A 12,270-nucleotide genomic window follows, 5' to 3' on the forward strand; every position below is an offset into this window, starting at 1 on the left:
TCCTATTGTTTAATTATCGTCAGCTTGACGAGAACAAGACGAAAGAGGCGAACATCATGGCAATCATCAAGCGCTACCCCTGGATCAGCCACTTCCTTGGCAGCCCCACCGGTTACGTCGTCCACCTACAGAAGGGGACGGTCAGGCACCAGGGCGTGGGTCAGGCATTCTTCTTCCGCCCCGCGAACTCCGTTTTGAGTGAGGTACCCGTGGACGATCAGGAACTGCCCACCCTCTTCCACGCCATCACCCGCGACCACCAGGATGTGAGCGTTCAGGCCAACGTCACCTACCGCTTCATCGATCCTGTGGCCGTTTCCACCCGCCTCGACTTCGGACTCCAGACCGCTGGCAAAGCACCCGCGACCGGACGCGAGCAGGTGTCCACCATCATCGGCCAGCTGTGCCAGAGCCACGCGATCGATCAGATCGCCACCACCACACTGGCCGAAGCGCTGGAACGCGGAGTCAGCCAGCTCCGCTTGGTCCTCACGGAGGCACTGCGGGCAGATGCACGGCTGCAGTCCACCGGCATCGAAATCCTCGGCGTGCAGGTATTGGCCATCCGGCCCGAAGCCGACGTCGAACGCGCACTGCAGACTCCGGTGCGTGAACAGCTCCAAGCCGAAGCGGACCGGGCCGTGTACGAGAGGCGGGCGGTCGCCGTCGAACGTGAACGCACTATCTCCGAGAATGAGATGGCGAGCCAGATCGAACTCGCCGTCCGGCGGGAGAACCTCGTGGCCCAGGAGGGCGCGAACGCCCGCCGCGCTGCCGAAGAGAAAGCTGCCGCCGGTCTGATTGAGGCACAGGGTTCAGCTGAACGAAAAGGTATTGGCGCCGAGGCTGAAGCGCACCAGATTAGGTTGGTGGGCGAAGCAGCCGCGGCCCGTGAGGCAGCCACCATGGAGGTCTACCGCGGCATGGAACAGGCCACGCTCCTCGCCCTGGCATTCAAGGATGCGGCCGGCAGCCTGCCGAACATCGGGAACCTCACCATCACCCCGGACCTGCTCAGCGGAGCACTTGCCGGACTGTTCAAGGAACCCGCCGCTACTGTAGAAGCCACCAAGTAAAGGACCCGTCATGGCAACCCCGCGCATCGTCATCGTCCACCGGCGAACCGAACTTCAGGAACTCCTGGACCGGCATGCCACCCGGGGCCAGGCCGAGTTCTTCCTCCGCACCCGTGGCCGCAGCATCCAGGACGTACAGGACCGGCACGATCAGCTCACCTCCGCACTCGCAACCATCAGGGCGGCAGTACCCTCCGATTGGCGCCAGGCAGAAGTGGAACGCGCGGACCTGAGCCGCTTCCTGCTCACCGCCGAGGACATCATCGCTGTAGTGGGGCAGGACGGACTCGTGGCGAACGTTGCCAAGTACCTGAACGGCCAGCCGGTGATCGGCATCGATCCTGAGCCAGGCGCAAACCCGGGCGTACTGGTCCGGCACACGCCGGCCCGCGCTGCAGCATTGCTTGGCGCCGCTGACGTTGGGCGGCTGCACTGCCAAAATCTCACCACCGTGACGGCAACGCTCGACGACGGTCAGCAGCTTTCGGCGCTCAACGAAGTCTTCGTCGGCCACGCTTCGCACCAGTCGGCAAAGTACACCCTGACGGCGCCCAGTTTCACCCAGCCCGGCGGGCAAACCGAGCGGCAGTCGTCGTCGGGCCTCATCGTTTCCACGGGAACCGGCGCCACCGGCTGGTGCGCTTCGATCGCCCTGGAACGCGGCGGCCGTGCACTGCCTGCCCCGAGCGATCCGCGGCTCGCCTGGTTCGTCCGCGAAGCATGGCCTTCACCCGTCACCGGCGCGTCCTTGACCGAAGGCGTCCTGGAAGCAGGCGAAGTCCTTCGGATTACCGTGGCCTCCGATCAGCTGGTGGTCTTCGGCGATGGCATGGAAGATGACCGGCTGACGGCGTCGTGGGGGCAAGAGATCACGGTGCAGTTGGGGCAGAGGCCGCTGCGATTGGTTGTTTGAAACCTGAGATTAATCCATTCGGTGTAGTATGAGTGGCTTGCCCGCCTAAATTAGGCTCCGGCACTCCGTTCAGACTCATACGAGGAGCCTCGTGAGCCACCCTGAGAACACTGCCCAGACTTCCGCCCCGGCCCCGAACCCTTCTGGAAAGCCCGGCCGAGACGCTCTATGGGGATGGTTGGCGGGACTTCTTGCCGGCATTCTTGGTCTGGCCCCATGGTGGATCACGGGCGGCACACTGCCTCTCCAAAACTTGTGGGCTACACAAGTGATGCCAGCTCAGATGCCTCCGGCTCTTCTGCCCCTGAGTCAGTATGAAGCGACAACCATTGTCGCGCTTCTGACAGTTGGCGGAGCATTGGCCGGGCTTGCTGTTCGCATCTGGTCACCCGCCCGCCGTCGACTCGTTATGTGGTGCGCGGCTGCCGGTGTTTTCGCAGTGCACTTCACGGCCACCGTCCAATCATTTTCTGTACTCCACGAGGGCCTCGCTCCAGGCACCTTGTCCGACCTCTACTTCTTCGGTCTCATGGCGGGCGTCATCGGTTCCGTGATCGCGGCATTTGTTGCCATGCTGCTCATCGCTTCACCTTCCCCTGTCAAAGCCACCATCGGATTCGGGCTCATGGCTGTTCCCTTCACTTCCTGGGCGGTGGTGTGGGTAGTGAGCGTGGTGGGATTTCTCAATGTACCCACTGCCGTGCCGACCATAGCACGATGGGTCCCCGCCGTCCTGGTGGGTTGTACGCTGGCTTGGTGTGGCCTCAGGCCCGCCAAGAGGGCGATTGCCTGGGTGCTCAACCTCGTCTTCCTGTGGCTACTTCCGGCGCTGTTTACCGCCGTCCAAGCCGTCCTTGGAACCCGGGTGCTGGCAGGGGATGTTCCTGAAATGCTGCTGATGGGCCGGCAAGTTTTGACGGCAGCCCTAGGCCCCGATGGAGGGGCTTTGCCCACGATATTGCTTGCCCTGGCTATCGGGCTTGTAGGCGTTGGTGTCCACGAGGTCATATCGCGCAGGGGTTCCGGACAGCGGATTGCTCAGTAGCGCCGATGGTGGCCGGTCGCATCCTGCTGCGGGACGCTCCCCTTTTAGGGTGATCGTTAGCCGGCGTTTCTTGCTGTCACTCGATGCCGCGCGAGCGCCCGTTAGGGGATCCCCTGCCGGTCGCTGTGGTCCTCTGCCGAGCGGGTAAGCCGAAGTAGGGAGATGCTCTGTTGCTGGCCGTACGCTGCAAGATAGAGTGTGCTTTTAGGGGGAATCATGGAGTGGATAATTTTAGGCGTCGGCGCGATGGTCGTCATTATTGGTTCCATTTGGCGGGACATTGCCAGAAAGTCGGTTCGACCGCCTCTGGGATCCGATCCGGATTCGGAGCGCGAGCTCCGTGATTTTCACCGGGGGCATACCTTGGGCCTTTCGCATTTTGTTGGGTTGGATAACACCGGTCATCGCCGCTAGTTCGTCGGGTAGGGAAGGCCGTCGCCTTATCGCAGGGCGCTGGGGAATTTTCGTGCCGTGCAGCCCGAAAATATCCGACTACAACGTCAAAAGAACGTGACCCCTGGCTGTCCCGCTCCCGTTTAGCCCGAGCGAGCTGTCGCAAGCGCCTGGACTCAGTGTCTCGGAAACCCTAAGGTTTCGTGGCACGCCAGGCCACTGGCCGCCGCGTTGACGATCAAGCCCACGCGTTTACTGCCGGACCCGCAGCAAGCCCGCTCATGCGTGCCCGCTACTCGGCCCGGAATGAGCCAAAACCGGCCGGTTTCAAAACGTCGGGATCTCCCTGCCCAGCCCGGCGCCGTACCCCTACCCGAAGCGAATAGCAACCATTGTTCCCTTGCAGACCCCGCGATAGGGTGACCGGACCGTCCTCCCACATCATCGTCTGGAACAACTCTGGGAGACACCATGACACATGTGCGACGTCAATTGGCTGCGGTTACGGCAGCCTTGGCACTGACCGCGACGAGCGGCGCGATGGCCAGTCCGGCCTTCGCCGATCCTCGCGAAACAGACAAGACGGCCACGGCCACCGGCTATGGCGGCGCCGTGAGCACCGTGGATCCCGAAGCTTCCGCCGCCGCTATCGAAGTATTACGGAAGGGTGGCAATGCTGCCGACGCCGCCGTCGCCGCAGCAGCAACCTTGGGTGTTACGGAGCCCTACAGCGCAGGCATCGGTGGCGGCGGCTACTTCGTGTTCTATGACGCGAAGACCAAGCAAGTGGGGACCATCGACGGCCGCGAAACCGCTCCGGCAGGCATGCCGAACGATGCCTTCATCGACCCGGCAACCAAGAAGCCGTATAACTTCACTCCTGAACTCGTGACAAGCGGCGTTTCCGTCGGCGTACCCGGCACACCCGCTACATGGGAGCGGGCGCTGGAGCGCTGGGGCACGTTGGATTTGGGCGAGGCGCTGAAGCCCGCCATCAAGGTGGCAAACCGCGGTTTTGTTGTGGACGAGACTTTCCGGCAGCAAACGTTAGACAACAAGCTCCGCTTTGACGCATTCACCTCCACCCGGGACCTGTTCCTCCCCGGCGGCGACGCTCCCGCCGTCGGAAGTGTTTTCAAGAATCACGATCTCGCAGCGACCTACCGGCAACTTGCCAAAGGGGGCACTGGCGCCTTTTATGGCGGCCCGCTCGCAGAGGAAATCGTCAAAACCGTGCAGGCTCCGCCGAAGACCGCCACAACCGAACTTCCCGTCCCTGTCGGGTTCATGACCACCCAGGACTTGGCCAACTACAAGGTCCTGGACCAGGACCCCACTAAGGCTGAGTACCGCGGCTACGAGGTCTTCGGCATGGCTCCTTCCAGCAGCGGCGGCACCACAGTGGGTGAGTCGCTGAACATCCTGGAGAATTACGACCTCAAAGGTATGACACCTGTTGATGCCTTGCACCATTACATCGAGGCCAGCTCGCTGGCATTCGCGGATCGTGGTGCCTACGTCGGCGATCCTGCTTTTGTCAATGTCCCCACCGAGACGCTGCTGGATGACGTCTTCGCCAAGGAACGCTCCTGCGAGATTGATCCGACGGCGGCAGCTCCCAAACCAGTCGCCCCGGGAGACGTGCAAAAGTACGACGGCGCGTGCCCGGCTGCCGTGGCGCCCCTCGCCAATGAGACGGATACGGAGAACATCTCCACCACCAACCTGACAGTCGCCGACAAGTGGGGCAACGTGGTGGAATACACGCTGACGATCGAGCAGACCGGCGGTTCGGGAATCGTTGTCCCGGGCCGGGGCTTCCTACTCAACAACGAGCTGACTGACTTCAGCACGGTCTATGACCCCAAGGATCCCAATCGGATTGAACCGAACAAACGGCCGCGGTCCTCAATGTCGCCCACCATCATCCTCAAGGACCAGAAGCCGTTCCTGGCACTGGGCTCCCCCGGCGGTTCGACCATCATCACCACGGTGCTGCAGACCATCCTGAACCGCGTCGACTTGGGGATGACGGTCTCGGAGGCCCTCGCTGCGCCACGTACTTCACCGCGGAACGGTGCCACGGTTAGCTCCGAACCTGCCTTTATTGAGGCCTATGGTCCTGCCCTGGAGTCATTGGGGCATGATCTAGTTCCGGCTGGCGACGCTTTCACGTCGGCTGCCGAGATTGGGGCCGCAACCGCCATTGAGTTCAATCCGGACGGATCGTTGACTGCGGCCGCGGAGCCCGAACGCCGCGGCGGAGGTTCGGCGATGGTGGTGAAGCCGGCTAAACCTCGCAGGTAACGCGTAGGGAACTGGGTGCACTGCTTAGGGTTGTCGGTTCTTCCTGACCTCCCGGCCGAACCTCCACAGCGTGAGCAATGATGCGGCCGCAATGATGATTCCGGACAGAATTGACCACCACGTTTGATCTGAGTCGGAGACGAAAATGGACACAGCATAGGTGCCCAGGACCAATGCCAGAAAGAGCCAAACCAACGGACTGCGGTTCATTGCGAATTCCTTAATTGAAGTAGATGAAATGTCATGCCAGATCCCGCTTCAGGAACATCCCGAACGCAACCGCTGTAACTACTACAAGCCACATACCGGCTCCAGTAAAAGAACCTGAAGCCGGTATGTGGATTGCTACTTGCTCAGCCCATTCGGCGGCCAAGACGGGGAAGAGGTACTGTCCGGCGCGCCCTGACGAATCAGCCAGGAGCTCCGGAAGCACCAGGCTCAGGGGCACCACAAAAAGACTCACCAGGTGGCTGCGTATAAGGGATCCGATGGCTAAGCCCCATAGCGCTCCCATGGCGGCCGTGCCCGCGAACGCCAGGACTGATTGAACGCTGAATCCCCATGCTCCGGCCAAGATCCCTGCGGACGCTCCGAACATCGCGCCCACGGTTGCGCCAACCAGGAGGGCCGACAGAAAAGTGCTGGCCGCCCGGGCAGCGAACGCCGGTCCACGCTGGAACAGCAGTACCCTCCGTGTGAAGCACCCCGTCCGATAATCCGAGGTAAAGGAGAAGGACCCCGTCACCGCAGCTGCCGTGAGCATGAGGGACAAACCTGCTTGCCGGAGAACGCGGTCAATTCCCGGCGGTTCCTGGAGTTCCAGACTCGCCATCCCAAGGAGTACACCCACGAGCCCCAGCACCAGCAGGGCACAAATGGCTGATCCCAGCCACAACCAAGGCCTTCTGATGTCAGAGAGAAAGGCGGACACCATCTACAACTCCTTCCCTTGGAGAAGTCGCACCGCACCTGAACCGGCAGCGAGGAGCCAGCCAAGCGATACAAGGAAGGCCGGCAACGGGTTCAGAAGACCTTCAAAGGGCAGGGACGCTATTCCCGCCAAAGCTCCGGAGGGAAGCCAACGGGCTATTTCAGGTGCACTTGCCAAAAGGGGCACTTCAAGGGCCAGTGGAATCAGCAAGGTGAGCATCGTCGTCGCGTAGTAGTGCCGAATGATCCAACCCAGCGAACAACCCCACAACGCACCCATGATTGAGGCAAGCACCACTCCTGGCACGTGGTTCCAGGACTCGGCAGCCAGCAGTTGGTCCAACACGCCAGGGGGTAGCGAAAACGCCATGCTGACGCCCCACAGCACTATTCCGGTGATGACCGAGGCAAGACCAACAACCGTTGCGGCCACGCACTTGGCCGTAAGCACCTGTGTCAGTCCTGACATCACCACACTGCGTCGAAGGGTTCCGTAATAGGACTCCCGCGTGACCACATAACTTCCTGCGAACATGGCCACGGGTACAACACTCGCTGAAAGGGCCCAAAATGTTTGGACGTTGTACGCCGCAGATAGCCCTTCCGAAGTACTTGGCCAGCCCAGGAAGTTGGCAACAAACCAAGGCACCAGTGCGGTGAATGCCAGGATGCCGAGTACTGAATAACCACTGACATACCGGAGGAGCTCTGAACGGAGCCCACCAGCCAAGGAACTTAGCGCGGCTCCCTTCACCGGGAGCCCTCCAGAATCTTGAAATACGCGGATTCCAGGCTGCCTCCGCCGAGCTCCTTGGCTTCCTCGAGGGTGCCTCGAAACAGCGTCCTTTGCTTGAGAATCACCACTTCATCCGCAACCTGTTCCAACTCCATGAGCTGGTGACTTGAGACCAGGGCGCTCCCGCCGGACGCGGCGAATTCCCGGAGGAACCTCCGCAGCCACTGGATGCCTTCAGGGTCCAGGCCGTTGGCAGGCTCATCAAGGACCAGCAATTCCGGGCTGCCCACCAAAGCGGAGGCAATTCCCAGGCGTTGCCGCATTCCCAGCGAGTAGTCCCGTACCTTCTTGTTTCCTTCGGCAGCGAGATCCACCAACTCAAGGACGCGCTCTACGCTCCCCGGCTCAGCTCCCGACGCGAGCCGGCAGATCTGCAGGTGCCGGCGTCCCGTCAGCCCAGGCTCCACGTCCATGCCGTCCAGGTTCACGCCAACTTTGGTGGCGGGTTTGGGCAGTGTCCGGTAGTCAAGGCCGAAGACGGTTGCGCGGCCGGACGTGGCTTCCACAAGGCCTGTCAGCCCTGCGAGCGCGGTGCTCTTTCCGGCCCCGTTGGGACCAATCAGGCCCACCACCCGTCCGGCCGCTACATCGAAAGTTAGATCTTCAACAGCGAACCGCGATCCTCGCTTCTTACTGAATGCCTCAAAACTGGCGTGGATTGTCATGAGTTCCCCCTCGTGGATTCGGTGGTTTGCCCGGACTGTCCCGGCCATAGCGGCGAGTTCATGGCCGTCTCCCACAGCCACTCCCCCAGGCTGAGCTCCCGTTGGCTGGTCACTTCGGCTCGTCCGGAGGAGGACAGGTTCATGCCTGATTCCAATTCGCTTGGATAGGCAAGGACTGGCAGGTTGTCGCCGGCCAGGGCGATCGGCGCGATGGTGTCCAGCGTTGCCATGGAGTTCGACGGCGGCGGGTCACCAATGGCGGCCTGGCCCAGTTTTTCGTGGATGATCATTCCCTGCGATTGCAATGTCACATGATCACCGGGTTCGAATGCCTTGCCGGAACCTTGCAGCGGGGTCACGATGCGCAATTGGCCGTCCGCATACGTGTAGCCGGCTACGGTCACGGACCTCATGGGCGCCAGCGCTAAGAGTGCTCCGACACCAAGCACTCCCAAACCGACAACAAGGATCCGCCTCCATGCCGGGCTTCCCTGCAGGGTTGCCACACGGAAAAACCGGAAGACACCCTTGCCAGCCATCACCAGCAGCAGGCAAAGGACAGCGAAGACAACAAGATGCCCCACGTAGCCAAGCTGCAGGAAGATCGGCACGAGTCGTTGGAAACCGATCACCATGAAGGCAATTCCTGATAGGAAGCTCGCAAGCCCAAACCACGGGAGGTAGCCCAAGTCTTGGGAAGCGCGCCGGGAACCGAGAACGCGTGAACGGACGACGTCGGCCGACTCATCCATCGACTTCTTCCGGAGGTGGGGAAGGTCCACGGCGGACATCAAAGCTACGTAGCCGTCCAATTTGATGAAGGGAAAGAGATTCAGCACCGCCACGGCGTAGCAAATCATCCCGTAGAGCACGGCGGCGTCCTTCAGTGGCGAGTCCGGGAGAAACACCTGAACCGTCATGGCAATGCTCCCTAGGGCAACGTGCACCAACGGTCCGGCAAGGGCGACGAGCACCCGCTGCTTTCCGGAACTCAAGCGCCACCCATCGGTAACGTCGCAGAAGAAGGCCGGCGAAAGGTAGAACAGCATGATCCCGATCCGCCGCGGTGTGCCGCCAAAGTAAGTGAGCGCCATGCCATGACCCAGTTCGTGCAGCAGCGTGGACACGAACATCGCTGCCACCACGTACAGATAGGCCTCCAAAGGAAGTGGCGTCGAGAGGACACACCACATGCTGGGCCCCGCGAAAAACGCACCGATCAATCCGCTGAGCAGTAGCAACAGTGCTGCGACGGCCCCAGCCGGTCTCATCATCGCTGCGACTACCGGGCGGAATGACTCCAACAGCGGCGCCGGATTGAAAAGGGTGAATTGCACGGTGAAAGGTGGCCGGAACTGGACCCGTCGAGTCTCAGCCGGCCCCGCGCCGTCGTCGAAAATTCCAGTGTGCGCCAACTGGCGCACAATCCCTTCCACGTCCGCAGGCGTCCAGACTGGTCCGAGCAGCTGCGCGATCTGGGCCGGATGCATGTCACCATCCACAGCCTTCAAGACATCGGCGACGTCGGACGAGACCCGCGCTTTCGGCACACCATTAATGGCGACGATCCACGGCCCGCCCTCCTGCAGCGGCACATCAACGGATGCATACGATGCGAGCTGCACCGGCCACTCAAGCTCACCGCGCGTAGTCTTCCCCCACCTGCTCATATCAATGGATGCGGAGTTGAAGGGCAGCCAGGCGTGACGAACAGCCCTTTGGTCTCATCCATGGTCAAAGGGACAGCCCCGGGGCAGATGGCTTTGCCGGCCACCCACCCCAACTCCTGGATCGCTGGGGGAAGCCTATGGGTGAGGTTGACCCAGTGAGTGCGGATGTTTCGTCCAGCCAAATGCTGCACCAGGACATCCACGTCAGGCGCAGGGTGGCTTCCGGGAAAGCAGGACGATGTGAAGGTTCCAACCCACTGCCGCAACTCAGCGATGGCCGGTGCTGTTGTCCAGAAGTCAGCACGGGAGTCGTCGTCCGTCACCGGTGCATCCGCCACCGGCGCATCCGTCAGTTCGGAGTGTGGCCCGGCCGAAGCCGGACGGGCAGACTGTGCCCGGGCAAGGTAGAGCTCCCGGATTTGCAGCCCTTCCTGGAGCGCTCCCCTGAGGGCAATCACAGGGTCCGAGTCTGCTTTGAGCCCCACGGCGCCAAAGCCAACGGGCCCCTCCTCCTCCGTAATGATGCAAACTGCGGTCAACAGCGGGCCGTCTTTGTTCGGAATGAAGGCAAGGGTGGGTTCCACGCCGGCCGCCCGGGCAGCAATCAGGAGCAGACTAAGTCCCCTGGTTTCCGGTGCCTGACGGGTAGCCACGGGCATGCTTTCGGCGTCGAACTTTTCCAGCGGGGTCCTTTGCCGCCACGCTGCAAGGAAGGCATCCCGTTCTACTACCTCGGTTATGCCGGAGCGCTGGGCGAAGGCTTCCGAGGGTCCGGAGGCTGCGCCGTTGGGTGAGGGGTCGAAGTATCCATCCCAGGGGTTCGACTGTCCGCGTCCAGGGGTGTAGTCCACAACAGGAGCGGGCACCAGGGTGGGGTCTCCCGTCAGCAGATCAGTGGCCCGGTACCAGGGGAAGTCGCAGTCGAGGGCCGACGCGCATCCTAGACCGGCGCCCACAAAATCGATTCTCGTGTCGAGGCTGCCGCTCCGGGCCAGCAAACGTTCGGAATCTGCCGGGACGGGAACCAACGCGAATCGTTCAACCGCTTCACCCGCCCCTCTCGTCAAGGACGCCCGCTTCGTGACGTCAAAGGCGCCTACGGCAGAAGCGAGCTGAGCACCCGGTGCGCTATTGGCTAATCGCCCCACGGTTCGCCACAGCCCCACCTCATTGGGTACGTAGACGGATGCTTCTGACACCAGTCCCAAGGAAGGGTGGAGTGTTCGTACGGCATCTACGCTCATTTGCCGCAAACCCATAGCTCCACGTCATGCACATCAGGGCTTGGTGACGCCATCCGTACCGGCCGCCGTTCCAGGATGGTGAGTCCTTCGGCAGCGATCTCCTCCTCAAGGAGGCTGTTGCTTAGAAAGGCGAGGTCGCTCGCGTATGCGGAGGACCGATAGGTCCCGTCCAGGCCGAAGCTGACATGGATCATGGTTACGTGGCGCGCTCCGTTGGCAGCGTCCCGGCCTTCCGCGGTGATCAGGAACGAATCGTCCCCCAGGGCCGAAACCGTACAGCGCCCGCCATTGCTGACCGGGGCTTGATGGTTGTCCGCATTCAGGACGGTCAGCAGGAATCGTCCGTCCGGCCTCAAACATTCACGCACCCTGCGGAACAGTTCCCACCGGCCGGCCGGATCCAGGAGCGTGATGGAACTGGCACCAAGAACCACGCAACCGAAACCGCCGTCCACCTCAAAGCGGGACATGTCCGCCTCCAACAACTCAAGCTGCACGCGGCGGGGGTTGAACGTTGTAGTGAGGGCCTTCTCCTTGAGCATCGCCAACATCTCCTGTGACGAATCGACGGCGGTGAGGGGACGCCCCAAAGCAAGGAGAGGCCGCGTGATCCTTCCGGAGCCTGCTGCAAGTTCCAAGATGGGGCCGGAGGTTTTTCGAGCGGCCGCCAGGATCTCAGGAAGCTCAGTGAGATCGTTCGCGGTGATCTGGTCATAGAGGCGCGATCCCGAAGCACTATAAAGATCCTCAGGCGGATCGACGTGTCCAAGAATCCGCAAAATGGCGTCGGTGGTCTCATCTAGTGCAGTGTTCATCAGCTCGTGTTCTCCAGGAGGTGGTGTTGTGGTCTGGGGCTCACGCGGGTGGTGGCGAACATGGCACCACCCGCGTGCACTGGCTTAGGTAGCCGCGAGGCCGACGACGACGCCGGCGATGATGATGACGTCACCAACGCGGATGTACCACGGCGTATCGTCCGGGGTGTCGAGGTTTTCCAGCTCTTCGATGCTCAGCTGAAGGTTCGAGGATGCGATCATTGACTTCTCCTTTCTTCTGGATGTGGATCTTCAGGATGCGGACGGAACCGGGGTTAGGTGATGCTGACGGCGATCACGCCGATGGCGACTCCTTGGGTCACACCGATGAACCAGTTGTTGAAGTCCGGGGTGTCCATCGACTCGATCTCCTGAACGGAGATGTTGAGCTGATTTTGCATTCGTTTTCACCTCCC

At 61.7% G+C, this 12,270-nt stretch carries 13 protein-coding genes; 4 read left to right on the forward strand and 9 right to left on the reverse strand.

From position 1 onward, the window contains the following. Nucleotides 1-56: 56 nt before the first annotated feature. From CQ020_RS11135 to ggt, 4 genes are all read left to right on the forward strand, one after another. The gene (locus tag CQ020_RS11135) at nt 57-1,076 is read left to right on the forward strand and encodes an SPFH domain-containing protein (RefSeq protein ID WP_105691901.1); all 1,020 of its coding nucleotides are present in this window, start codon (nt 57-59) and stop codon (nt 1,074-1,076) included. A gap of 10 nt (nt 1,077-1,086) precedes the next feature. Beyond that, nucleotides 1,087-1,989: a hypothetical protein gene (locus CQ020_RS11140; RefSeq protein WP_105691902.1), complete on the forward strand. Its 903-nt coding sequence runs from the start codon at nt 1,087-1,089 to the stop codon at nt 1,987-1,989. 271 nt (nt 1,990-2,260) lie between these two features. Next, nucleotides 2,261-3,034 carry a hypothetical protein gene (locus CQ020_RS11145; protein ID WP_258141842.1) on the forward strand — a complete coding sequence of 258 codons (774 nt, stop codon included), beginning with the start codon at nt 2,261-2,263 and terminating at the stop codon, nt 3,032-3,034. Between the two features lie 864 nt (nt 3,035-3,898). Continuing rightward, entirely contained in the window at nt 3,899-5,734 is a 1,836-nt protein-coding gene (gene ggt, locus CQ020_RS11155) for a gamma-glutamyltransferase (protein ID WP_105691904.1), read from the forward strand. Nucleotides 5,735-5,758: 24 nt separating this feature from the next. Here ggt and CQ020_RS11160 read toward each other — a convergent pair whose 3' ends face one another. From CQ020_RS11160 to CQ020_RS24475, 9 genes are all read right to left on the reverse strand, one after another. After that, entirely contained in the window at nt 5,759-5,944 is a 186-nt protein-coding gene (locus tag CQ020_RS11160) for a SoxR reducing system RseC family protein (RefSeq protein ID WP_105691905.1), read from the reverse strand. Nucleotides 5,945-5,975: 31 nt separating this feature from the next. Further along, nucleotides 5,976-6,668, reverse strand: a complete 693-nt coding sequence (locus CQ020_RS11165; protein WP_105691906.1) for a hypothetical protein — start codon at nt 6,666-6,668, stop codon at nt 5,976-5,978. Further along, nucleotides 6,669-7,418, reverse strand: coding sequence for a hypothetical protein (locus CQ020_RS11170; RefSeq protein WP_181151848.1), 750 nt, complete (start codon nt 7,416-7,418; stop codon nt 6,669-6,671). It lies immediately after the preceding gene. Further along, nucleotides 7,415-8,125 carry an ABC transporter ATP-binding protein gene (locus tag CQ020_RS11175; protein ID WP_105691907.1) on the reverse strand — a complete coding sequence of 237 codons (711 nt, stop codon included), beginning with the start codon at nt 8,123-8,125 and terminating at the stop codon, nt 7,415-7,417. Before CQ020_RS11175 ends, CQ020_RS11170 begins: the two co-directional genes overlap by 4 nt. Continuing rightward, nucleotides 8,122-9,750, reverse strand: coding sequence for a daptide biosynthesis intramembrane metalloprotease (mpaP, locus tag CQ020_RS11180; protein ID WP_258141834.1), 1,629 nt, complete (start codon nt 9,748-9,750; stop codon nt 8,122-8,124). The genes CQ020_RS11175 and mpaP overlap by 4 nt, the downstream gene beginning before the upstream one ends. 41 nt (nt 9,751-9,791) lie before the next feature. Continuing rightward, complete coding sequence (locus tag CQ020_RS11185; RefSeq protein WP_105691909.1) at nt 9,792-11,039, reverse strand: YcaO-like family protein; 1,248 nt, start codon at nt 11,037-11,039, stop codon at nt 9,792-9,794. Beyond that, nucleotides 11,036-11,854: a daptide-type RiPP biosynthesis methyltransferase gene (mpaM, locus tag CQ020_RS11190; RefSeq protein ID WP_105691910.1), complete on the reverse strand. Its 819-nt coding sequence runs from the start codon at nt 11,852-11,854 to the stop codon at nt 11,036-11,038. Before mpaM ends, CQ020_RS11185 begins: the two co-directional genes overlap by 4 nt. An 84-nt stretch (nt 11,855-11,938) precedes the next feature. Then, nucleotides 11,939-12,076, reverse strand: coding sequence for a daptide-type RiPP (locus tag CQ020_RS24170; RefSeq protein WP_181151849.1), 138 nt, complete (start codon nt 12,074-12,076; stop codon nt 11,939-11,941). A 53-nt stretch (nt 12,077-12,129) separates the two neighbouring features. Beyond that, complete coding sequence (locus tag CQ020_RS24475) at nt 12,130-12,255, reverse strand: daptide-type RiPP (RefSeq protein ID WP_257613941.1); 126 nt, start codon at nt 12,253-12,255, stop codon at nt 12,130-12,132. Nucleotides 12,256-12,270: the final 15 nt, after the last annotated feature.

This window comes from Arthrobacter sp. MYb23 (assembly GCF_002979775.1).
GTDB lineage: Bacteria > Actinomycetota > Actinomycetes > Actinomycetales > Micrococcaceae > Arthrobacter.